Consider the following 24,098-nt stretch of genomic DNA (forward strand, 5'->3'; position numbering starts at 1 on the left):
ATAGAATAAAAAATGTGAGTCAAAAACTTTATTGTGGAGTATATATATTGCAGAAAATTGATATGATTTTCATTTTATAATAAATAGTATAAAAACTTATATTTTGAAAAGTATTGACTCATGTTAATGATGATGAAAAAAGGAGGAGTGAGTATGTATAAAGTTGGTTGGATTAAAATGTCAGCGGCAAACTCAGTTGAAAATGTTGATATGGAAAAATTAGAATCTATTTCAGTTGTTCAATTTGTAGGACTTCCTGATAGAGATGCTAGAAAAGAATTGGATGCTCTGATTATTGATGGATCAGGGTACTCCCCAACCAAAGAGTTGATGATCATTCAATGGCTAGTACAAGAAACACTACCGATGGTCTGGATTTATATGAAAGAAGCTGAATCATCAATAATTGATCTGTATGCTTCTATAGGAGTAACTGGAATAGTAACAAATAATTATTCTTTTGAAAGTATAGGGAAATTCGTAAAGAATACACTTCAAAAACATCAGATTGCTCTGACAAAAACTTTTGTTAGAAAACAAACCAATGAAACATCTTTAGTTTTAGATGAAAAAAACATTTCTGTGATAGTGAATGGAAGAGAGATTTTGTTGACCACTCATGAATACAAAGTGCTCTATTCACTTAAAAATCATCCTAATCAAACGGTTAGTTACAAAGAGTTGTTTCAAACAATATGGCCTGATGAACTATATCAAAGGGAATGTTCAAATTATAGAATCGCCAATCTTATTTCAAAATTACGAAAAAAAATTGAAAAAAATCCAAGTAAACCAAATTTTATTAAAACAACTCGTTCAATCGGTTATGTATATAAAGAATAGTTGTGAACGCACTCTATTTGTTGAGTATGAATAATTAATAGTATTCAAAAAAATAAATAGAAGTTTTTTTAAAGAGAGAGGAATTATTTTATGAAAAAAAATAGAATGTTAACATGTATAACGCTTGCAGCATTATTGTCACAAAATATATTACCATTATCAGCAGCTGCTGAAGTCTTAGAAAAAAATGTACAAACGGAAGACGTAACTAGTTCAGAAGTTGTTGAATCAGAATCCTCTGAATCAGAACAGACTGCTACGGAAGAGACAACAGAAACACCGATTCAACAGGATTCGTCTGAAAGTGAAGACGTTCCAGTTGAAGAAGAACATGTCGACGAAAATGTGGTGCCGCATGCTAGAGCAGTACCAGCTGGTATGGAGATTACAGATGAATTACTTCAGGAAATTAAAATTTATAATATGACAGATAATGTAGGCGCTGAATACAATACTAATGGTATAAATCGTATAGAAAATGGTGCAGCAGTTAAGTTGCAATTGGATTTCAATCAAGTTGGTACGTATCAAAGCGGAGATACGTATACGGTACCACTACCTGATTACATCGGATTAAGTGGAATTGATATAACACTTACAGGAAGTACATCAGCTAAAGCAACAGTGGACGCAGCCAATCGTCAATTAGTGGTTACCTTTACAGAAACGACTACAGACCCTAATTTTACAATCAACATTTTAACTTATCTAAAAGTAGAGGCTGGCATCAAACCAATTGTAACTCTTGATACAGCTGGAAAGACAGCTAAAACTTATACGTTTAATGCGTATGAAAAAGTAGAGGATATTAAGTTTATTAGTGATAAAAATGTATGGGGAATTTCTGGAGATATTTTTTATAACTTATCTCGATCACTTTCAGGAGAACAATTTTTAAATATCACTAATAGTGCTTTTACAACTATAGAAAACAACGGAATTCAACTGGCTTTAACAGATCCAGATAAGGGTATTACCGTAAAGTCTTATTATGTGGATGTTAAAGGGAATCCTATTTTAGATACTGAAGAGATTTTAGTTGATGGTACGGATTATGTTGTTGTTGAAAACAGTGATAAGAAGCTTTCAGTTAAAGTGACAAATATGGACCAAGAAAAAACATATGTTGTATCAACAAGTAAAGAGTATGCACTCCAAGAAACTACGGCATCAAAGTATACTGCACCAGACAAAACATTAGGAAGATGGTCATCTGGAAATTTAACCTACTATAACGCTGATTCTAGTTCTGTACTTTCGTCATATTACTCTGCAAATATTAGTAATAAAGGAAGTCAGAATTTAAAAAATGATGGTATAGCTGGAACGATGACTTCTGCGCAGCTCATTTCTGGAGATAAATATAGAGTGGACTTGTTAAATAAGAATGATCGGTTTAAATACGCCGTCAAGGCAGGAGATACCTTTACTATCACAAGCGATAATGGGCAACCAATTACTGATTATTTATTAAGCATCTATGATGTAAATAATACAAATGTAGCAGAATCTTCTTTTGAAATTGTATCTACAGGATCAGAAAACGTTCTCACAATCAGAGCAAAACAAGATATAGTATTGAGTCAGATGTATGTTGAAGCAACTGTTCCACAAAATAAAGAAGCAGTTGTATTATCTGCTGAGAATACAATGGTTAATGCTGGAGCAAAATATGAAGTACTATACAATCCGTACATTGAGAAAATTTCTGTAATCAATGCTGATTTTGGCGGAACAGCGTGGGGAAATAGTAATGCGGCAAGTACTAATTCCAAAAATGCTAAGATTCATTTGGAGGGAACAACTTCAGAACCTCTAAACAATGTCAAAATCAAAATTGATCACCCTTCCTATTTTTCAGTTAGAGAAATGCAATCGTTGGGATCATCTCCAAAAAGCTATACCCTTGGCAAGGATTATACTATAGAAAAAATTAGTGACACAGAAACAATAATTGCATTTACTACACCTATCACCAGTAGCATAGATTATTCATTAGTTTTCAATTATGTTCCAGATGGGTTAGATAAAACAGAGACTATTCCAAGTGGTGATAGTGCAGTAGAATCTACTGTCACATTTTCAGTCGATGGGTATGAAGATATCCCACCTGTGTTAGTTCACTCTTACTTAAAAGAAAGAGATTATAGTGAAGCAGCTCTTCAATCTGTTGGGAATGTAAACTCAGTAGGGTTTTTAGTGAATGCACGTAATGATTCTTATGATTCATTGATTGTAACATCAGATATTTCTAGGATGGAAGATACAGCAGCGAGCTACAAAATATATAATATTTCTAATGATCAAGTAAAATCAATTGCACATCCAGACTGGAAGCTTTACGATTATTCAAGTTTATTGACTAATACTGAGGTGAAGTTGGGGGATGCTGACTATCCTACAGTTACTTATGATAAGGATAAGGAAGCTTATACGTTTGATTTTGGAGAGACGTCTAATCGTTATCTAATTGTTTGGGAAAGAACGAATAACTGGGTCAATAGGTCTAATGATACAATTGAATCAACAGTAACAGGACAAGAAGAAACGGTTACTCAATCGTTTCAAACAACGCCCGTAACTCCTATAGATACATCTGTACTTGAAAAAGATGATACGTTCTTAAATGTAGTTCAACATACATTTACAACAAAAAATGTGGATGCAGATAAATATAAGTTGATTAGTCCGTCATTCGATATCACTCTTTCTGGGTCAAGTAAAGCAGTAGTCGAAACGGCTTCTATAGCAATCGTAACTAGTTCTGGAGCAACTATCCCTGAAGATGAATACATTATTGTTCCAAAAGCAGATGGGACAGGGATCTCTATCCAGTTCAAAGAAGGATATGTATTGACAGAAAATGTAACATTAACTTACAATTCAATCTCCTCTCAGTCTGGAAAAGTTTCTACGACTACATCGGTAAAATCAGACAGCTTGATTGGATATGATAACTATCAACTAAGTAAGCTAAGTAATAGCGTTGATATTGAATATGTAGCAGGAGATATGGTTACAAAATTGGTATCAGGAAAAGTACTTTCATACAATACAGTTACAGAAGCTCCCTTAGGGAATGTAGCATTCATCTTGAAAAATCTCGATACAGGAACAGAAGTATCGTACACAACAGATGAAGCTGGACTTCAGGCTCTTACAGGAATTCGAACAGGTAACTATAGCTTAGTAGTAACAGAAGTCCCAGATGGTTATACTGTTCCAGATGAATATTTGGCTGGCAAAGAACTTAAAATTGTGGAAGATACTGCCCTAAATGAGTTTAAAATTCCTCTGACTCCAAAAGAAAACAAAGAAACGGTCAAAGGAAAAGACTCAATGATCTATGTGGGAAGCACGTGGGATAAAGAAGACAACTTCGTGTCAGCGACCGACAAAGATGGAAACACAGTCACCTTTACTGAGTCAATGGTAGACAAGATCGTAGACAAAGCAACAGGAGAAGAAGTAGCGACAGTCGATACCAGCAAACCAGGGGAATACGAAGTAACGTATACGAATGGAGGAGCAACCGATACTGTAACCGTAACAGTTCTAGAAAACAAAGAAGCAGTAGAAGGAAAAGACTCAACGATCTATGTGGGAAGCACGTGGGATAAAGAAGACAACTTCGTGTCAGCGACCGACAAAGATGGAAACACAGTCACTTACACAGAGTCAATGGTAGACAAGATCGTAGACAAAGCAACAGGAGAAGAAGTAGCGACAGTCGATACCAGCAAACCGGGAGTATACGAAGTAACGTATACCAATGGAGAAGCAACTGACACTGTAACCGTAACAGTTCTAGAAAACAAAGAAGCAGTAGAAGGAAAAGACTCAACGATCTATGTGGGAAGCACGTGGGATAAAGAAGACAACTTCGTGTCAGCGACCGACAAAGATGGAAACACAGTCACTTTTACTGAGTCAATGGTAGACAAGATCGTAGACAAAGTAACAGGAGAAGAAGTAGCGACAGTCGATACCAGCAAACCGGGAGTATACGAAGTAACGTATACCAATGGAGAAGCAACTGACACTGTAACCGTAACAGTTCTAGAAAACAAAGAAGCAGTAGAAGGAAAAGACTCAACGATCTATGTGGGAAGCACGTGGGATAAAGAAGACAACTTCGTGTCAGCGACCGACAAAGATGGAAACACAGTCACTTTTACTGAGTCAATGGTAGACAAGATCGTAGACAAAGTAACAGGAGAAGAAGTAGCGACAGTCGATACCAGCAAACCGGGAGTATACGAAGTAACGTATACCAATGGAGAAGCAACTGACACTGTAACCGTAACAGTTCTAGAAAACAAAGAAGCAGTAGAAGGAAAAGACTCAACGATCTATGTGGGAAGCACGTGGGATAAAGAAGACAACTTCGTGTCAGCGACCGACAAAGATGGAAACACAGTCACTTACACAGAGTCAATGGTAGACAAGATCGTAGACAAAGTAACAGGAGAAGAAGTAGCGACAGTCGATACCAGCAAACCGGGAGTATACGAAGTAACGTATACCAATGGAGAAGCAACTGACACTGTAACCGTAACAGTTCTAGAAAACAAAGAAGCAGTAGAAGGAAAAGACTCAACGATCTATGTGGGAAGCACGTGGGATAAAGAAGACAACTTCGTGTCAGCGACCGACAAAGATGGAAACACAGTCACTTACACAGAGTCAATGGTAGACAAGATCGTAGACAAAGTAACAGGAGAAGAAGTAGCGACAGTCGATACCAGCAAACCAGGGGAATACGAAGTAACGTATACGAATGGAGGAGCAACCGATACTGTAACCGTAACAGTTCTAGAAAACAAAGAAGCAGTAGAAGGAAAAGACTCAACGATCTATGTGGGAAGCACGTGGGATAAAGAAGACAACTTCGTGTCAGCGACCGACAAAGATGGAAACACAGTCACTTACACAGAGTCAATGGTAGACAAGATCGTAGACAAAGTAACAGGAGAAGAAGTAGCGACAGTCGATACCAGCAAACCAGGGGAATACGAAGTAACGTATACCAATGGAGAAGCAACTGACACTGTAACCGTAACAGTTCTAGAAAACAAAGAAGCAGTAGAAGGAAAAGACTCAACGATCTATGTGGGAAGCACGTGGGATAAAGAAGACAACTTCGTGTCAGCGACCGACAAAGATGGAAACACAGTCACTTACACAGAGTCAATGGTAGACAAGATCGTAGACAAAGTAACAGGAGAAGAAGTAGCGACAGTCGATACCAGCAAACCGGGAGTATACGAAGTAACGTATACCAATGGAGAAGCAACTGACACTGTAACCGTAACAGTTCTAGAAAACAAAGAAGCAGTAGAAGGAAAAGACTCAACGATCTATGTGGGAAGCACGTGGGATAAAGAAGACAACTTCGTGTCAGCGACCGACAAAGATGGAAACACAGTCACCTTTACTGAGTCAATGGTAGACAAGATCGTAGACAAAGTAACAGGAGAAGAAGTAGCGACAGTCGATACCAGCAAACCGGGAGTATACGAAGTAACGTATACCAATGGAGAAGCAACTGACACTGTAACCGTAACAGTTCTAGAAAACAAAGAAGCAGTAGAAGGAAAAGACTCAACGATCTATGTGGGAAGCACGTGGGATAAAGAAGACAACTTCGTGTCAGCGACCGACAAAGATGGGAATACAGTCACCTTTACAAAAGATATGGTAGACAAGATCGTAGACAAAGCAACAGGAAAAGAAGTGACGACAGTTGATACCAGCAAACCGGGAGTATATGAAGTAACGTATACCAATGGAGAAGCAACTGATACTGTAACGGTTACAGTTTTGGAAAATAAAGGAAAATCACCAAAAGATCAACCAAAAGATCAGCCAAAAGATCAGCCAAAAGACCAAGGGAAGAATAATTCACAAACTTTATTTGGGAAAAACGGTTTACAAACTTCAAAACTACCTTCAACAGGTGAAGATACTAACTTCCTAATGAGTATTTTAGGTGGAACACTTCTTATAATTGCTCTGTTTTTCAAAAAAAGAAAAACAAAAGAATAAAGGATAATCAAAAAACAAAGTTATTTAGTATATTATTTAAAGATCTCGCCGATTCTACTTTTAGATTGGCAGATTTTTAAATAATTACATGATGAAAGTAAGTATAAAAAAACTTAGAGGAGAAAATATATGAAAAAAAAGAGGGGTACAATATTGGGATTACTTCTATGTTGTGTCGTTTTTACTTTAGGTGCTTGTAGTAAAGAAAATATGAAAGAAGATAGTTCCAAAAAAGCAATTGCTTCTAGTAAAGTTGCATCTATTGAGATTGAAAATGGGACGTATATTCTTCCAGAGGATGGAGATGTGACAGAAAATACTGGTTATTTAGCATTAGATGTTAAAATCAATAACATTGGTAAAGATACATTAAATTTATCTTTGGAAGAAATTAATCTTTATGATGAGGATGATAACAAAATTTCTCAAAAAGATATTTACACTGATGATGAAAACTTCAAAAAACTTCAATTTGAATCAATTTCTGGTGGAAAAAGTACAAATGGTTATGTAATTTTCAAGGTTGATAAAAATAAGGAATATGAGCTTCACTATACACCAAACAGTTATTTGGATGATAAAAAAGAGGACATTCAAATAAAAGTAGAAACAAAAAAATATAAAGATACATCTTTAGATATACAAAAAATAGCTGAAAGCTTTGTTAATGACGTTTTCTTAAATAAGAAATCTGAAAATAAAGATATTGCAAATAATATTGAAGAAGAAAAAACTTCGTTTAACGTCATGTTTTCTAAAGCATTAGAAAAAGAATTCTATTATTACAAGCCTTCTGAAGCGGAACTGATGACTAATATTGATGCATTTAAAAATGCAAATGCTAAAAAAGCAAAAATAGACTATTCTATTAAAGAATTTTATCCTGAATCTGCAACTATTTATGTTAAACCTGAGACGATTCATTTTGATAATTTAGATACAGATTCAATTATTTCTGAATTTGTTGATAAAAATGAGGGGAAATATTCAGATTATGAAAAAGCTGAAACAGATGCAGAAAAATATTTGTTAGAGCAATTACCCTCAAAATATGAAACGACTTCAGTGAGTTCTAATGATAGTTTTAGTGGTGAGGGCTATGAAATTCACTTCACAAAAGAAAATGGGAAATGGAAGGTTGACACCTCAGATTCCAGTGATAATTATTCGTTTAAGTCACTTAAAAAAGCATTTATGGGAGATATAAACTCTTAATGAAGGATAAGAAAAAGTATTTAGTTGGTGGTATTTTTTTTAGTATCTTTTTGTTCTGGATTGTTGTATTTGTAATGTGGTCAAATTATGTATCGCCAAAAACTACAGCGACTCGTCTTGTTACAGCTGTTACTAATGATGATTTTGTAACAGCAAAAAAAATCATTCCTAAGTATGTAGATGGTTCTACTATTTCAGAAGAAAGCTATATGTTGATGTTTAAACAGATGTCTAAAACAAAGGATATTAGCTTTTTATTGAACACCTCTAATTTTGAAACGAGAAAAACGAACAACTATCTAGCGCAAACAGTATTTTTGCCTAAAAAAAGGTATATTAATTTAGAAACTGGTAGCGATTATGAAAAGATTTCTGTTTTCCAAGACAGTAAGGAACTACAATTAAATAGCACTACACTAGGACCACTAATTCCATATGAATACACATTTGAATTTGAGGTTGACCATCCAACATTGGGGAAAATACTGAAAAAAGAAAAGGTATCATTGGAAACTGATAGGGATGTAGTTTTAACCGATAGAATGACATTTTTAAGTGATCAATCATTTCAAAAAAAATTAGTTACTGTTGTTTCTGATTTTTATCTTTCCTATAATGTCTGTATACGGAAAGGGCTAGATTTTAATTCACTTTCGTCAGCAAGTGAAAATCTAAGAAGTGAGTTAAATGAAATGATGAGCACAATACAGCCATATATTGTAAGTTATTCGCAAAGTTTTCAAACTGTTGTGATGGACAGTAAGAGTTTAAAAATTGATGAAAATCAGCAAACTGTCTATTTTGATATGTACATTGATCGAAAAATTTCTATTGAGTTAAAAAAGGAATGGAGCGATTCAAATACCTCTATTCAAGATGATAGTAAAAATGCAATAGTTGCGTTAACTTATGATAACTACAATAAAGAATGGCTTGTTTCAAAGCTTGATTTTGAAACATATGAGCAAAAACCAACTGATTGGGCTGAAGCACAACAGTTTAAATTAGAGAAACGTGATGAAGCAACGTGGGGGAATGTCCAAAAGGATAGTGTGATATAAATAGAATATATATTTATGGATCCCATAGTAGAAATAGGGGCAAGTTGTTCGCTATAATCTATTATAGATACACTTATTTTATAACTAAGAAAGGGAAGTGAGAAAATGAAAAAAATTAGTTTATTATTGTTAGGAGTATCATTTTCGCTGTCATTAATTGGTGGAACAACAACAGCTAAGGCTACAGAAAAAATTACAACAGAGCCCTATGGAGAAATACAGAGCGTAGATATTCTGTCAAGTAATGATTCAGAAATAAATGAAGCTTTTGTTCCAAAAGAGCGTGCTGCATTATCGGCAGGAGTTACTTATCGTACACATGTACAAGATATTGGTTGGCAAGGATGGAAAAGCAATGCACAAGTGTCTGGAACATCAGGTCAAAAAAAACGTTTGGAAGCCATTCAACTGAAAGTTCAAAATTCACCATACAGCGGAGATATTGAATACCGTACACATGTACAAGATATCGGGTGGCAAACTTGGAAGAAAAATGGTCAATCATCAGGAACATCAGGGCAGAAAAAACGCTTAGAGGCGATTCAAATTAAACTAACAGGTCAACTGGGCCAAGTATATGATGTATTTTATCGTGTTCACGCTCAAGAATTTGGTTGGATGGGTTGGGAAAAAGGTGGAATACCTTCAGGAACATCAAAATACTCTTATCGACTAGAAGCAATTGAAGTAAAATTAGTTCCTAAGAAAAGTTACACAAGAATCGATTACATGGGAAAAATGTCATATAGAGATAACAGAACATTCACGGGTGAGATTAACTATCAATCAGTAGGCGTTCCAAAATCAATGTTAAGTAACTCTTTGAAGTTATTTAAAGATGCTAAATCAATTAATGCTTACATTGAGCGAGAATTGAAAGATGTAAATAGAAAAGCAATTGCCTGTCAAACGTATGTAATTAAAAAAGGGCTTACAACAGTCGGATATACTGCAGAATTTTATTTCCCCTACTAGTAACAAAGAAGCTGGAGCACTATTTTAATAATTATGCCGTCCCTAAAGAGTCAGATTTGAAAATCTAACTTTTTGGGGGTCTTTTTGTATAACAAAACATAGATTTGAATTTAAGTTAAAAGTAATCAGCTAGTATTATAAACGACATTTTTTCAAAAGATTTGTCATGTATTATATTTTTTGACTGAAAATAAGGCTATATTTCTTTTATACTTAGTATTATATTGATACATATTTATGAAACTACTTCAAATATTAGCATTGCTTTAAAGTATAAGGGAAACCAACCTCTTTAACTTATAAAATTATCAAATAAAGAATTCTAAAGAGAATTAGATGTATTGATCATTGATGGATCAGATTTATCAGTAATAAAAGAGTTTCATAATGAGTTATTGATTAATAAAATAAAGGAGAATTTAAATGAACAAAACAATGTCACTACTTTCAATAGCCCTACTAGCTTTTACAGGAGCAGTTGGATCAAGTCATGTAGTGTTGGCTTCTGAAAAGACTAATATAGAGTATTATCCAATTGAGACAACTAACACCGACAATATTAAGAATGATCTGAAAGGAGTGAAAGAAGATTCTGAAGTGGAATCAAAAGAAGCTGAAATAGGAGATTTGAAATCGCAAGAGTTTGCAGATGAATCTATAAACAAAGAAGCTACAATTAGTTATGAAGAAGTTCCATCTACTACATCAATTGAGCAAGGTGCACTTATTGATGAATCTACGGCAATCAATAATAACGAAGAAATAACAGAAGAATTCTCTGAAACAGAGTCTGAAAGTACAATTATTTTTTCAGAAGTAGGGAGCATTCATTATGAGAAAGATGAAGCGACATCAACATTTATTAATAGCATTTGGGAGCAAGCTCAAAATATCGGGAAAGAATATGATTTGTTTGCATCTGTAATGATAGCACAAGCCATTTTAGAGTCGGGATCTGGAAGTAGTCAGTTAAGTCAGCAACCATACAATAATTTATTTGGAATTAAAGGGGATTTTGAAGGCCAATTTGTTGTTTTTCCAACGTATGAAGATGATGGTACAGGAAATTTATATCAAGTTGAATCAAATTTTAGACAATATCCCAGTATGAATGAAAGCATAACAGATTATGCACAACTATTAACGAATAATGAATTATATCAGAGTACACGAAAAAGTGTGGCTAATACCTATGATAATGCGACATTAGCATTAACAGGAACATATGCTACTGATGTCTTGTATAATCAAAAGTTGAATGGAATTATTGAAGCCTACAACCTTACTCAATATGATAATGCGGAAACGTCTGAGATACTAGGTAGTAGTAGTGATTTCAAACCATTTGATGGAGTGAATCACGATGTCTACAATAGCTATGCTTCAGGAAATTGTACACAATATGTGTATAATCGGATTACTCAATTAGGTGGGGACATTGATTTAACGATGGGAAATGGTCAAGATTGGGGAATTACTGGAAAGGAAAGAGGGTTTGAAGTAACTAATACTCCTAGAGCAGGTAGTGCAGTATCTTTTTCAGCAGGATTTTTGGGAGCAGATGAAGTCTATGGTCATGTAGCTTTTGTGGAACAGGTAAATGAGGATGGATCAATTAGTATATCTGAAATGAATGTTCTTGGTTTAGGGATTGTATCTACACGTATAATTCCAGTAGACTATGTAAGTATGTTAACTTATATTACGCCTAAATGAGAGAAGCTATATTGATCAAAAATAATTAGACCAAGCATTGTGAGCAGTTGCTTACATAGCTTGGTCTTTATGTTTGGTTGGATTAATTCTATATAAGTGGACTTCCATAGGCTATATTTTTATTGATTGCTCTGTACTATCTTTGGAATGATTTGATTAACGCCTCCTGATAGACATCTATTTTACTAGAAGCTTCCACATATGGAACTTCTCTACATACAGAAGTCACCATCCCTTCTTTTACCTCAAGTATGCCATATTCACCAGATATTTTAAAACCAATGTCTGCTATTTTTACAGAAGGAATTGCAAACCATAAATAATTCACGTGTTGATAGTATTGCTGGCTTTTGAAAGAGCGCTGCAATTACTCTTCAGAGAGTACGACTTCGATCGAATTCAAATTTAGTTGATGAGGTTCACTAGTGTGGTTTTCAAGTAATAAGAAGTCTATGGTTTGTACTCGATCACTTAGAGAGGAATAAAATGAAAAATTTGGTAAAAGTTTATATATCTTTTTTTGTGAAGTACTTGTAAGCAAATCGACATTCAAATTAGAAAAATCCTTTAACCAAGAATTGTATGTTGATGAAATCGCAATATCTGCAACAGATAAAGCTAAATGTTGTTCTTCTCTTGAGTAGCCAATCTCAGTGTGGCTATTCTTTTTTATTATGCTGCCTTCGTCTTCCTGCCGAATTGTCTTAACTGATTTTCTCACAAGTTCAAAGTTATCTGGACTGATATCAACGTCTTCAATACGTGGTACAGTAACACCTTTGCCCTTCATTTGGTACTCATAGTAAACTTCTCCAGTTTTTTTCTTTTCCAGATTAAAGATTCTGTTACTCCAGACTCATAAGCTAAGTGTTGAATCCAGTGTGTAAATGATTTATGTTCTGGTTTCCAAAGAGAACCAATTTCTACTACACGGATCAACTCAAATAATCGAACCCAAGAGCGTTTTTCTTTGGAGAGAATTTTTTCAAGTTCCTCTTCAATTTTTCGGATGTTTAATATAAAAAAACTCCTTTCTAATAGTTATTATAATACGTTATAGTAATTATAGAAGAAACACGTCATTTTTTTGGCAAATATGAAAAGATAACCCTTTTTGGGTAGGATCCAAGAATCATTCATTTGAAAAAGTGACTGCGATCTATTTATCAATAGTTTGCTACTATTCTGAGATAAAAGGAGAAGACCAGGAGGGAAAAGATGTTAACGAATAAATTAGGCGTTACAAATCAAGTTGAATTGGCAAGAGTAGAAGAAAAGATCAGTAAATCGAATGCAAAGAAATTATACGATAGTGGGAATATTGATAAACTAGAAGTAGGAACCTTCAAAGGACTAGCAGATATTCATCGATACCTTTTTTCTGATATTTCTGATTTTGCCGGTGAAATTAGAATGGTAAATATTGATAAAGGAAATTTTAGGTTTGCACCAGTAATGTATTTGAACGTCTCGTTAGATCATATTGATCAAATGCCTCAATCAACAATCGATGAAATTGTAGTAAAGTATGTTGAGATGAACATTGCACATCCTTTTCGTGAGGGGAATGGTCGTAGTACAAGAATATGGCTGTATTTGATTCTTAAACAATAAATCAAAAAAGTCATTGATTGGAATCTGATTAACAAAGAGACTATCTTTCTGCAATGGAAAGAAGTCCGGTCAATGATTTGGAAATTGCTTTTTTAATCAAGCAAGCACTAATGTCTTTAGTAAGCGATCGGGAAACATACATGAAAGGTATCGATGTTAGTTATTACTATGAAGGATATACAGAATATAATACTGAATACTTATAGTCAGTAAAAAAAGCTAAAAAATCACCAAAACTTATAACTAAATCTATATATCGTAAACCTACGTTATTGCAGAGCGATTCTAAGATCATTTCAGTTTATAAACTGAGGTATTATCTTGAGTGGGCGTTCTGAGGATTACCAAAAACGCCGTTTTTGGCAAAATAAAAAAGCTGTCCCAAAACTAGGATAACTTCCAGCAATATCAGTATTCTATATTCATTGAATTATTAATTAAGCAAATTATCGAAAACACTCGTTTTTGGTATAAAAGATCAATTTCTTCTATTCAATGTTAAGTGAATGAAGTAGCTTTGTCAATTTTAAATAAATAAATAATTCTTTATAAAAAAGAGACCTACCTTTAGGTAAGGTAGGAAAAGGAGTTAAAAATGAAAAAGTTTTGTTTGTTAGGGCTATTTGTTTATTATGAATATATAATACAATTGAAATTTAAATAATCTGTGATGAATTAGTATAGAATTTCTGAAATTAAAGTAGAAATAGCAGTTATCAAAAAGAATCTAAAATAAACTCCAGGCGTTAACACTTTGTTTTTTTCAGTAAAAACGTCAACTTGAAAGGAATATTGCTATGGAGAAAGACTTTTTTTAAAATTAGATATTCAGCACCTTGACAGCGATGTTAGACATGATATGAAGTCTATTCTAGGCTTATTAGATAGTAGATTTAGTGAAATTACTTCTTCTGGAAAATTAAAACACTATGAGGATTATAAAGAGCTAAAGAAATTAGACCAAGGGGTTAGAAATTTTGTGATTCTGGAGTATGATATAAAAATCATTGATGACAAGACAGTGATATCCATTTACAAACTTAAAGATGATAATGATAATAGTCTTTCAATGAGGAGCAATGTATGGATAAATGAATTTGGTGAGTGGAAAATGATCTTTCATCAAGGAACTCTGATTGGTGAGTAAGTTGTCAAAAAGGATCGTTTTTGATATTCTTTGCTTTAACAAATGAAACAATCACTAATATAATTCCTATAGCACCAATCGGCAAAATAAACGGAGTAATTATCCCAACGCATGTTAGACAATCAGAATTTGATAGTTTCATCAATAAAACACTGAATATTACTAATAGAGAAAAACCTATCATAAATATCAACACGCTGACTCCCCTTTTTTCACTCTGTTTTCCTCCTTCAGTTGTGATGAATAGGAGAATAAAATTGGATAATAAAAAACTTCTAGAAATAACAGAAAATTATACTGAAAAATGCAATTAAATTGATTTTATCTTATGAAAATTTTGAAAGAGAAGTAGCAAAAGAAGAGATTGAGGAAGGTTTAAAGGTAACTAGATTGTTGAAAAAGAAAATACATCATTAAGGAAAAGGTGGTTGTAGGAAATTTGAAGATGATAATAGAAGTAACATTTAGAACAATATCGGCGAAAAAAGGATACAAACGGTTGCGATTGTATGAAGCGTTAGCTACATGGAAAGAGGCGATAGAGATGGACGAAAAAATTCGAGAGCTAGAATGGAATTGTTAAGTGTCAAATTTTTAAACGAATTACTATTAGACAAATTAGAAATTAGTGTCGAAGAAATTCAAAATTATGCGAAAGATGGTTTGAAGAACATGCCGCAGTCTGAAAAGAATACGGATATGTATTATTACTTAATGGGAACAGCATACCATGAGAATGCTGCAGAAGAAATTCGTAAAGACAATCAGTACAAAAGTATAGGAGTGTGATGAAAACATGTCTGAACATCCCAATGAAAAAATAATGACACAGTTGATCCACAATCAATGGACAAACCATTCGATTACCGCAGCAGTTATTGATGAAAAAATGAATATCATCGCACAGGGTGAGACAACGGTGACCGAAACCCATGATCCGACTGCACATGCCGAAATCAATGCGATAAGGGAGGCTTGTGATAAGTTAAACGTAGATAAACTCCCTCAAGATTACTGGCTTTATTCTACTTTTGAACCTTGTCCACTCTGTAGTTCAGCAATTATCTGGTCAGGAATCACAGGAGTTGTCTATGCAAATAATCCTAAATATCGCGGCAATGAAGAGAACTGGTCATTTATTTCTTGTGAAGAGGTTTTGCAAAAAGGTGCTCGAATACAGGAGGTTACCTTAATTAAGGATTTCATGCTGGAAGATATTAAAGGTTATTTTTTACGTCATACTAATTAGCAGTTATTTTGTTTAAAGAGAAGATCATTTATCATGTATTTGCTAAAATAGCTATTGATTATTTTACTTTTTGTTCGCCTTTTAAAATCAACGTTTTGTGGTACTCTTAGAATAATGGTTTATTCTTATTTTTTATCAATATATAAATAGGAGGAAAAGGTATGTTCAATGAAAAATTTAAAGAAGTTTTAGCACATGAAGGACCCGTTTCTTTGACGACATGGGCGAATAATGATGCGCACGTGACGAATACGTGGAATAGTTATTTGAAATTGACAGAAGATGATCGTATTTTACTGCCAATGGCTGGCATGCATTCAACACAAGCAGATTTAGCGATAAATAATCAAATCAAAATAACATTAGCTTCTAGAGAGGTTCAAGGCACGATCGGTGCTGGTGCTGGTTTTTATATTGAAGGAACAACGGAGTTTCTTGATTCAGGTGATGAGTTTGATCAAATGGTCAGCGAATTCCCATTTTTAAGACAGGTGATGGTCGTTCACCCTGGCTTGGTCAAGCAGACAATCTAATTGAAAACAATTGTTAAAGTGGAGCAGAAGTTTTCTTTTGCTTCTTTTTTAGTAGATGAACACGTATTTAATGGAAATGATAGCGTATACTAAAGAATGGGTACATAAGGGAGGACATTTTTTATGAGGATGAGAGAAAGAATTCTTGCTGGAAAATTGTTTTTAGATAACTGTGAAAACCTGCCGGAGGAACGGATGCAGGCCAAAAAGAAGATGAGGCAGTTTAACCAGCTGTCACCAGATAAAATAGAAGAACGTTTTCAACTTTTGGATGACATTTTTGGGACAAAAGTCAATGCATGGATCGAACCACCATTTTATTTTTGTTACGGCCGTAATATTCAGTTAGGTGAAGAGTGCTATTTGAATATGGGATGTACATTTATTGATGATGGAAAAATTACTATTGGAAATAAAGTAGCGTTTGGACCAGGAGTAACGATTGCTACGGTTGGGCACCCGATTCATCCGGATCATCGAAGGTTGATGTATGCAGATCCAGTTACTATTGAAGATAACTGTTGGATCGGAGCAAATACAACCATTTGTCCTGGCGTGACGATCGGTGAAAATAGTGTGATCGGTGCAGGTAGTATTGTAACAAAAGATATCCCCGCTAATTCAGTTGCTGTTGGGAATCCGTGTAAAGTGTTGCGGGAAATCAATAGTAGAGATCGTGCCTTTTATTATAAAGATCGACCATTTGATGAGGAGGATTTGGCAGAGATCTATCGTTTGAATGATAGCAATTAATAGATAAAATCAGAAAGAGGATGGGACAGAAGTGTTCAACTCCGAGAAATAAGAGGGAATTTACGAAAATTGTTCTTCAAATTTTTGTGACCAAGTAGGTACTGTGCGACATCAACTCGTTCCTCGTTGTGTTTTACAGCAATTTCAGCTTATTTCTGAAGCCTTCAAATCTTAGTGCTTTAGCACTTAGAATTTGATGTGATCGAAGCGAAGCGTAGTAGTTACTTCTGCTTCCACCGTTTATTCGTTTTAAAAGGGACTGGGGCGTAACTCGTAGAGTTATGTACCAGTCCCTTTTAGCTGTAGAAAATACCTTAGATAGTGGTCAGCTTTTTAGCTAAGATTTCCCATTCCCGATCTAAAGGCACACTAGAAAATTTAAAGAAGGTGCAGCCAATATCCGATGAAGGCAAAGGAAAATTACAAATACAGACATCGATATCCAGCCGTTCGATCAAATTATTGTCGATCGGCTGGTTGAATACGAAAGCCAATTCCGCTGTTTTCGGTACATATTTATGCGCCAAATATTTATAATAAGCTGTTTCAGCAGAAGTTCCGCTCAAAGCAAAAAGGATTTTACTACTACGATTGACTTTCGCTTCAGTTAAGGAAGCTAAGCTGATCGCTAAATCTTCTTTATATAAGAAATCATGATTATCTTTAAGAATGGTCGTCCAAGTTTCGATTGTTTTTGGGTATTTTTTTTCCATCAAGGCTTTGAATTTAGAATCATTTTTTTGAAATAAAGGAGAAAGTTCCTGTAATGCTTTTTCATTCACCAGAAAGGCCTTGATGATTGCTTTTAGTTCAACATTTAAGGGGTAACTCAAACCGGAATGTTGGAAAAATTTAGTGACTAAGTGCTCGAAATCCTCTGTTGCCTGTAAAAAGCTATTTGGCAAAAAGTGGCTTTTCTCATCATAAACGATCGTGTCTAAGGAAATCAGAAATGCAAACACGATTTCAGAGTCCGTAATCAAGTTGTAAGAATCTGGACGTAATGATTTTTTCGCTGCTGCTTTCAACATAATAAATGTATCACTATGGCGATATTTATCTAAAATTTTTGCGTCTAGATAGACTAACTTTTGCTGCCGTATTCTTTGTTCACTGACGGTCATCCAGCGGACGAATCGATGATAGTCAACATTAAGGATCAAGCCATAATTATGGAGTAGACTCCTCAATATCGCATACAAGTCCATATGCCTACTTTTTAAATAAGAATGTTGATTGTATTCTGCCACTTGTTCAAAAAAATGGAAATAAAAGTAACGAGCATTGACTTCATCTCCAAGTATTTCAATTGGTGAAAGATTCAGGGTCAAATCAAAATCCTCTAATACCTCTTTTAAAACAGATAAATATTTACGAAGAGTAGATTCAGCGATGAAGAACTTTTCTGATAAGTAATCGATCGTTTCACTACGACCATAGAAAGTATCTTCCACGATAGAAAATAAAATATTGTTTTTCACCTCTTCTTCGATATAGCTCAAAATCGGATTCATATCTGTCGAGATATTTAGAATCAATGAAGAGTTTTCTAAAATCAATGAATCTGGAAACAGCTTACTTAAGGCTTGAATATCCCTTCTTAAGGTTTTTTGAGAAACTTCACATATTTCAGCTAATTCAGAAATTAGAATAGGTAATTCCGATTCCAATAATAAATTTAAAATAGTAATTTTTCGTTTAGTTGATGTGTCTAATAATAATTTATAACCTATTTCATTCATATTATTTCCTCCAAAATCATAATATTCTAGAATCATAACAAAAAAAGTAAGGCAGATTTTATCTAAAATTTCTCCTCTTGAAGAAAAAACATAAAGAAAATTCTCATATTTTTATTAAAAAAATATATTTAAATTAAATAATAATTAAAAAACGACGAGTTTTTGGTTCGAATCGGCTGTTTTTGTTCTTTTTGATTTGTCCTTTGGCTAGACAAACCTAGTTTGTGTAAAAAAGGGGAATATAATATATTTTTTGTGCACAAACAAAAGAAAGGAGAAATCAAATTATGTATAATTTGGCAATTTTTAATACTAAAGACTATTTCATACCAACTTCTATTAAAATATGTGACTTTCACTTTTCTGATGAACAACAATTATTGGCGCAATTAGATACGATGCACGGCGTATTGATTTACAGCTCAGAGGAAAATCAAAATCAAGTCCTTGAATTGATTCTATCGATCAAAAGACAATCACTTTTACCGATATGGGTGAAATCAAAGACTGACAATGAAATCAGTAAGAAAATCAACCTTGAATTAGGTGTGTTAGGTAATCTTGGCAGAAATATATCGGATGATGAAATGTTTGTCATCATTGAGAACACATTAAAATTGATTCACAGAACAGACGAAAAAAACATAGGTGAATCAAAAGCCAGCAATGAGCTCGAATTGAACTCCTTAAATTGTAGCATGAAACTACCGAATAAGTCAGAAGTGAGCCTTACACGTTTGGAGTATCGAATGGTGTCTTTGTTAGCGAGCAGAGTCAATCAGGCATTTACATATGAAGAAATTTCAGATTATGTTTGGGGAGGGAAGGAAGAAGTGGATAATTCTATAAAAACCTATCGTATAGCAAATGTTGCTTTCCATATAAGAAATAAGCTAAAGCAAGGCGGTGCTGACCCAAAGATTTTACGCACGGTTCGTTCAGTTGGATATCTACTTGATTCAAATAAAGATACGAATTTTTTAAAGGAGGTGGTCGCGTATAATAGCTAAAAATTTAAGATACAAGGAGGGAAAATGAATGAAATGAATAAAACAAGAAAAAAACGATTAATGTATATCAACATCCTTACAGTTTCAATTCTTTGTTTGGCTGTATTTGGACAGGTTTATTTTTCAGCGACTAAGCTATTTGCTAAAGAGCCCCTTTCTCTTACGTTGGTAGAAGAAAAGGTTAGTGAAAATCAAGCTTTCCATTTAGATATTTCTGATACACGAGATATGGAGGAACTCGGGCAAAAGACAGAGTTAGAGATACCTCAACCGACTGTTGAAGAAAAGTCAGATGCAATAGAACAAGTTCCGGCAGAAATCAAAAGAGAACTAAATCTATTCATTCCGCAAGGTATAACTTTTGATATTGAAGCTGAAGAGAATATGCTTCAAGAAGAAAAAGAAAGTGAACTGCCAGTTTTTAGTTGGAATGAAACAAAACGAGTATTGACTATTTCAATGGATGTAGAACAAGAAAATGTACGATTGATGCTTACCGCAGATGCTAGTGGTGAATATACATTTGAATTGAGTGACACTATAGATTCGGCGAAACGACAAGAGTTGAAAATTTCTGTCGAGGAATCATCGGAAATAAAAGCACTCGAGGGAATCAAACCCTTAGCAGACGAAGTTTCAGTTAGCCCGAATGCTGAGAACACAGCTGAAATCACAGATTGGCAAAGTTTTGTTGAAGCTTTAGCGGATACGTCTATCACAACGATTTCATTACAGAATGATATTAGATTGTCAGGTGTTTTACAAAATTACGATGGTCTATTTAGCACAGATACTGTGGATATGGCTAGTGCAGAGAATGTATATTTCTATATTAATAAGGCTGCGAGTTCCCGTAGTATCACAATTAACGGAAATGGTCATACCTTTGACTTTGGAAATTTAGCAATAGGATTACTGAATGCCTCTACTACAGGCAGTTCTCAAGGTTTTTGGATTTTTGATTTTGTAAATATTGATGTCATATCGAAAAACTTTTCGGGACCAATCTATAAATCCTCTCATACAGCAGCTAGTGCGACAACGAATGGATTGACGGGTGCGGCAAGAACAAATACTCAAATAAATTTTGGCAGTGAAGCCACCCACACTCGTCAAGTTGAGACAATGCTTGGTTATTTAGTCGCACTTCATGACTATAATGTACCAAACATTGAAATTACAGCAGATTTATTTACTACAGCAGGTACATTTGCTACAAGTTATTTTGCATTTAGTCCATCTGGAGGTGCTTCTCAACAAATATTTAGAAGTACGACGCGGGCAAATACGAGTGGTGGAATGGTGCATAACTATTTTGACATTGCTGGTACAGCAAGAAAAGTAGTTGTAGAGGGCAATGGCTATACATTGGATTTTGGTGCGATCGTGCATCACTTTGTTTCTGCAAATAATAATGGTGGGCGTTCGTGGGACATCAGCTTCAATAATATGGATGTTTATCATGGAAACTATTGGGGAGCGTTGATTTATGATTCAGGCGGTAAGATGACGCTGAAGGACTATCAGGGATATGGTTCTCAATTTATGGAAGCTGGTACGACAGAGTTATATATTGATGGAGACACTCATTTAGAGCAGCAAGCTACGTATACGTCGATTGGCAAAAATGGCGATACAATACGAACCTGGTCGGTAAACAATGAACGCCAATCCTCATTGAGTGTGTCATCTGCCAAAGTTTTAGATAATGCCAAGTTCTATCTATCATCACGGGGAAGTAATGTTTTAGATATAAATGGCGGAAACTTTGATGTAGGAGAAGGTGCACAAGTAACATTTGAACGTGGCAATGCGGTTACTACGGCAGAAGGCGGGAATACAAACGTAACTTTACGAAATTCTGCTGCACTGACTGTTGGTAAAAACGCAACAGTAAACATGATCAATAACCACGCGACCAATGGAACAGTGATTAATCTTCAAGGAACAACGTCTGTTTTAACAGTAAAAGAAGGCGCTATGTTGAATGTTTTGACAACCGCATATAACGGGACTGGTAATTCAAATCCCGGGACGGGAACGGGATCTTCTCAAACGCCGATCTGGATGAGTGGTGGAACAATTTCAATTGACGGCTCATTAAATGTTAAAGGTGAAAACATGGGAGCCTCTAATACGAATTTAATTCATGCCAATGCAGCATCTACATTTACGATTAATGCAAAAGGTTCATTAGATGTTCAAAGTGATAGTACGAGTTATGTTCAGAACCTTATATATATGGGAGGAACAGCAACAACAACGAAATTCCAATTTAGCGACGCAGTTAGAGTAAATTTACAAAAGCATGGAACTCTAACAGGGACTAATAATGCAAGTAGCGGATTGATTTCCTCCGGAGGAATTTTGGACGTATCTGTCCAAAATGTTTATCAATGGAATTATGGCAACATGAATGGTTCTGCAGATGATAGTGGATCAGATTTTCAATATGAACCAATGAGTAATATGCGTCTTACTTATGGGGGAAATGCACAGCCGACAATCACTCTGTCCAATGCTATGACCAGTGCAATATTGAATAATTTCAATCAGAATTTTACAACACAAGCACAGCGAGTTCTTTTTACGAGAGTTCCTGATCCAAATATTGCCATTCATAGTGTGGCTACAGATAATCATGGAGATTCAAGTTCAATAACTGTTCATGGTTATGCAATCCCAAATGCTTATATTCGTCTATGGGATGTACCTGTTGATAATTCTATTTCACCTGCATTGGATCCATCTACAGATAAGGTGGTTTCACCAGTAGAGGATACGACGACGCCAATAGAATTTAGAAACAACTTTACAACGCAGTCTAATGCTAACGGAGACTGGTCGATCACCGTTCCTTCTGGAAATTATTTTACAGCAGGATCTGTTATTCATGCTTACGGTTTTGCTAGTTTGAAGGCAGAAGAAGTGACACAAACGGTTCTTGATAAAACACCGCCAACTGCGTCAGGAGTGACTTATTACATTTCTTTAAATGATGGATTACCTGATCCAAAAGATATGGTCAAGGATGTGGCAGATACCAGTCCAATTAATACAGGATTTGATTTTGCTTATGACGATCCTGAGACTGCCGCGCAAGCTGCACAGACACCTGGAGAACATACAGTTAAAATCAAAGTTTCAGATCGTGCAGTCAATGCTGATGGGCAAGCTGATCCTAATACGACAGTAGTTGATTCAACTTTGATCGTATACGATGAGGGTGCTGGTGTTTCTGGGTCAGATTTCGAAGCATCATACGTCGATATTCGTGACCTATCCGAACCGGAATTGATTACCTATATTCTGGAGAACTCTAAGGCAGAAGCATTTATGCTTTCTGGAGGAGTACGAACAGATTTAAGTCAGTTGGTCACAGTCACTGATTTTGGCGGGTTAAATGACATCGCTAATATCCAGCCTAAAGAATATACAGTCACATTAACAGTTAAAGCTGCAGATTCTGGCTTAGCACAAGATATTACTGGGACGATCAAAGTGACAGTAGTCGATGTAGATGCTGTATTGACGGTCGAATTTATCAATGAACTCGGTCAAGTACTTCCTGGCTATACGATCACGATCGACAGTCAGGTTGGAGATAAAATCGATTTGACTAAAGAAGAGCGTGTGACAAAACAATTAACTGATTTAGAAAGTGCAGGATATGAAATCGCCGAACGTCCTGACAATGAGACGGAGGTAGTGATCAATAATACAGAAGTAACGGTCAGATACAAACTACAAGGTATCTTGAGTTTAGCGTCAGCACCGAATGCTTTAGATTTTGGTTCACTTACTTACAACGCAACAACAAAACGTGTGGATGATCCATCGATCGACCAGCCGTTGATCGTTACTGATACAAGAGCAGATACAGCAAATGGCTGGACACTAACAGCGTCACTATCGACCCCAATGAGAAATACAGAAGGACAAGAGTTGGTTAATGCTTTGCGTTACGTGTATCGAGGGAAAGAAACGATTTTAGATACGAATGCACAAACAGTCTTTCTAAATGCTGACGGCTCTGCTGGAAGCATCGATATCAGTAATAGCTGGGGATCACAAACTGGCACAGACGGTGTAAAACTGCAAATTGAATCATCAGATATTGTCCACACAGGAAACTATGTTGGTGTGATCACTTGGAAAGTAATGGCTGGACAGCCGTAAGAGGAGAGAAAAT

16 protein-coding genes and 1 pseudogene are annotated in these 24,098 nt (G+C 35.1%); 15 read left to right on the forward strand and 2 right to left on the reverse strand.

Features of this window, described 5'->3' with window-relative positions; translation table 11 throughout:
• The first annotated feature begins 153 nt into the window (after positions 1 to 153).
• The 6 genes from A5889_RS09850 to A5889_RS09875 all read left to right on the forward strand — a co-directional run bounded on the left by A5889_RS09850 (position 154) and on the right by A5889_RS09875 (position 11,858).
• The gene (locus A5889_RS09850; protein WP_176372871.1) at positions 154 to 843 is read left to right on the forward strand and encodes a winged helix family transcriptional regulator; all 690 of its coding nucleotides are present in this window, start codon (positions 154 to 156) and stop codon (positions 841 to 843) included.
• A gap of 90 nt (positions 844 to 933) precedes the next feature.
• Positions 934 to 6,891 (forward strand): bacterial Ig-like domain-containing protein, encoded by a 5,958-nt coding sequence (locus A5889_RS09855; RefSeq protein WP_339087768.1) that lies wholly within the window; start codon positions 934 to 936, stop codon positions 6,889 to 6,891.
• Between the two features lie 129 nt (positions 6,892 to 7,020).
• Complete coding sequence (locus A5889_RS09860) at positions 7,021 to 8,106, forward strand: DUF4352 domain-containing protein (RefSeq protein WP_207114592.1); 1,086 nt, start codon at positions 7,021 to 7,023, stop codon at positions 8,104 to 8,106.
• Positions 8,106 to 9,167, forward strand: a complete 1,062-nt coding sequence (locus A5889_RS09865; protein WP_087641729.1) for a hypothetical protein — start codon at positions 8,106 to 8,108, stop codon at positions 9,165 to 9,167. Before A5889_RS09860 ends, A5889_RS09865 begins: the two co-directional genes overlap by 1 nt.
• A gap of 105 nt (positions 9,168 to 9,272) precedes the next feature.
• A complete protein-coding gene (locus A5889_RS09870) occupies positions 9,273 to 10,142 on the forward strand; it encodes an Ig domain-containing protein (protein ID WP_087641730.1) in 870 nt (289 codons plus the stop codon).
• 423 nt (positions 10,143 to 10,565) lie between these two features.
• Complete coding sequence (locus A5889_RS09875) at positions 10,566 to 11,858, forward strand: glucosaminidase domain-containing protein (protein WP_087641731.1); 1,293 nt, start codon at positions 10,566 to 10,568, stop codon at positions 11,856 to 11,858.
• 367 nt (positions 11,859 to 12,225) lie between these two features.
• Here A5889_RS09875 and A5889_RS09880 read toward each other — a convergent pair whose 3' ends face one another.
• Positions 12,226 to 12,648 carry a hypothetical protein gene (locus tag A5889_RS09880; RefSeq protein WP_087641733.1) on the reverse strand — a complete coding sequence of 141 codons (423 nt, stop codon included), beginning with the start codon at positions 12,646 to 12,648 and terminating at the stop codon, positions 12,226 to 12,228.
• A 428-nt stretch (positions 12,649 to 13,076) separates the two neighbouring features.
• Between A5889_RS09880 and fic the strand changes: the two are divergent.
• The 7 genes and pseudogenes from fic (at position 13,077) to A5889_RS09915 (ending at position 17,154) form a co-directional block, all read left to right on the forward strand.
• Positions 13,077 to 13,678, forward strand: a pseudogene (gene fic / locus A5889_RS09885) (protein adenylyltransferase Fic).
• Between the two features lie 653 nt (positions 13,679 to 14,331).
• A complete protein-coding gene (locus tag A5889_RS09890; protein ID WP_207114593.1) occupies positions 14,332 to 14,619 on the forward strand; it encodes a hypothetical protein in 288 nt (95 codons plus the stop codon).
• Between the two features lie 445 nt (positions 14,620 to 15,064).
• Positions 15,065 to 15,202: a hypothetical protein gene (locus tag A5889_RS09895; protein ID WP_176372873.1), complete on the forward strand. Its 138-nt coding sequence runs from the start codon at positions 15,065 to 15,067 to the stop codon at positions 15,200 to 15,202.
• On the forward strand, positions 15,190 to 15,408 hold the full coding sequence (locus A5889_RS09900; protein WP_087641736.1) for a hypothetical protein: 219 nt from the start codon (positions 15,190 to 15,192) through the stop codon (positions 15,406 to 15,408). The genes A5889_RS09895 and A5889_RS09900 overlap by 13 nt, the downstream gene beginning before the upstream one ends.
• A gap of 7 nt (positions 15,409 to 15,415) precedes the next feature.
• Positions 15,416 to 15,868 carry a nucleoside deaminase gene (locus tag A5889_RS09905; protein WP_087641737.1) on the forward strand — a complete coding sequence of 151 codons (453 nt, stop codon included), beginning with the start codon at positions 15,416 to 15,418 and terminating at the stop codon, positions 15,866 to 15,868.
• A 161-nt stretch (positions 15,869 to 16,029) separates the two neighbouring features.
• Positions 16,030 to 16,401, forward strand: a complete 372-nt coding sequence (locus A5889_RS09910) for a pyridoxamine 5'-phosphate oxidase family protein (RefSeq protein ID WP_087641738.1) — start codon at positions 16,030 to 16,032, stop codon at positions 16,399 to 16,401.
• Between the two features lie 123 nt (positions 16,402 to 16,524).
• Entirely contained in the window at positions 16,525 to 17,154 is a 630-nt protein-coding gene (locus A5889_RS09915; RefSeq protein ID WP_087641739.1) for a sugar O-acetyltransferase, read from the forward strand.
• Between the two features lie 314 nt (positions 17,155 to 17,468).
• Here the strand turns inward: A5889_RS09915 and A5889_RS09920 are convergent, their stop codons facing one another.
• Positions 17,469 to 18,896, reverse strand: a complete 1,428-nt coding sequence (locus A5889_RS09920; RefSeq protein ID WP_207114594.1) for a helix-turn-helix domain containing protein — start codon at positions 18,894 to 18,896, stop codon at positions 17,469 to 17,471.
• A 287-nt stretch (positions 18,897 to 19,183) separates the two neighbouring features.
• Here A5889_RS09920 and A5889_RS09925 point away from each other — a divergent pair, with 287 nt between their 5' ends.
• The gene (locus tag A5889_RS09925) at positions 19,184 to 19,906 is read left to right on the forward strand and encodes a DNA-binding response regulator (RefSeq protein ID WP_087641741.1); all 723 of its coding nucleotides are present in this window, start codon (positions 19,184 to 19,186) and stop codon (positions 19,904 to 19,906) included.
• A gap of 24 nt (positions 19,907 to 19,930) precedes the next feature.
• The gene (locus A5889_RS09930; RefSeq protein ID WP_087641742.1) at positions 19,931 to 24,085 is read left to right on the forward strand and encodes a pectate lyase-like adhesive domain-containing protein; all 4,155 of its coding nucleotides are present in this window, start codon (positions 19,931 to 19,933) and stop codon (positions 24,083 to 24,085) included.
• The last annotated feature ends 13 nt before the right edge of the window (positions 24,086 to 24,098 follow it).

The sequence above is a fragment of the Enterococcus sp. 9D6_DIV0238 genome, from assembly GCF_002174455.2.
Lineage (GTDB): Bacteria > Bacillota > Bacilli > Lactobacillales > Enterococcaceae > Enterococcus_L > Enterococcus_L dunnyi.

What these genes read in the sequence shown, in the direction of transcription:
- A5889_RS09850 (WP_176372871.1), top strand. Translation starts at nt 154, where the DNA reads ATGTATAAAGTTGGTTGGATTAAAATGTCAGCGGCAAACTCAGTTGAA.
- A5889_RS09855 (WP_339087768.1), top strand. Translation starts at nt 934, where the DNA reads ATGAAAAAAAATAGAATGTTAACATGTATAACGCTTGCAGCATTATTG.
- A5889_RS09860 (WP_207114592.1), top strand. Translation starts at nt 7,021, where the DNA reads ATGAAAAAAAAGAGGGGTACAATATTGGGATTACTTCTATGTTGTGTC.
- A5889_RS09865 (WP_087641729.1), top strand. Translation starts at nt 8,106, where the DNA reads ATGAAGGATAAGAAAAAGTATTTAGTTGGTGGTATTTTTTTTAGTATC.
- A5889_RS09870 (WP_087641730.1), top strand. Translation starts at nt 9,273, where the DNA reads ATGAAAAAAATTAGTTTATTATTGTTAGGAGTATCATTTTCGCTGTCA.
- A5889_RS09875 (WP_087641731.1), top strand. Translation starts at nt 10,566, where the DNA reads ATGAACAAAACAATGTCACTACTTTCAATAGCCCTACTAGCTTTTACA.
- A5889_RS09880 (WP_087641733.1), bottom strand. Translation starts at nt 12,648, where the DNA reads ATGAAGGGCAAAGGTGTTACTGTACCACGTATTGAAGACGTTGATATC.
- A5889_RS09890 (WP_207114593.1), top strand. Translation starts at nt 14,332, where the DNA reads ATGAAGTCTATTCTAGGCTTATTAGATAGTAGATTTAGTGAAATTACT.
- A5889_RS09895 (WP_176372873.1), top strand. Translation starts at nt 15,065, where the DNA reads ATGATAATAGAAGTAACATTTAGAACAATATCGGCGAAAAAAGGATAC.
- A5889_RS09900 (WP_087641736.1), top strand. Translation starts at nt 15,190, where the DNA reads ATGGAATTGTTAAGTGTCAAATTTTTAAACGAATTACTATTAGACAAA.
- A5889_RS09905 (WP_087641737.1), top strand. Translation starts at nt 15,416, where the DNA reads ATGTCTGAACATCCCAATGAAAAAATAATGACACAGTTGATCCACAAT.
- A5889_RS09910 (WP_087641738.1), top strand. Translation starts at nt 16,030, where the DNA reads ATGTTCAATGAAAAATTTAAAGAAGTTTTAGCACATGAAGGACCCGTT.
- A5889_RS09915 (WP_087641739.1), top strand. Translation starts at nt 16,525, where the DNA reads ATGAGGATGAGAGAAAGAATTCTTGCTGGAAAATTGTTTTTAGATAAC.
- A5889_RS09920 (WP_207114594.1), bottom strand. Translation starts at nt 18,896, where the DNA reads ATGAATGAAATAGGTTATAAATTATTATTAGACACATCAACTAAACGA.
- A5889_RS09925 (WP_087641741.1), top strand. Translation starts at nt 19,184, where the DNA reads ATGTATAATTTGGCAATTTTTAATACTAAAGACTATTTCATACCAACT.
- A5889_RS09930 (WP_087641742.1), top strand. Translation starts at nt 19,931, where the DNA reads ATGAATGAAATGAATAAAACAAGAAAAAAACGATTAATGTATATCAAC.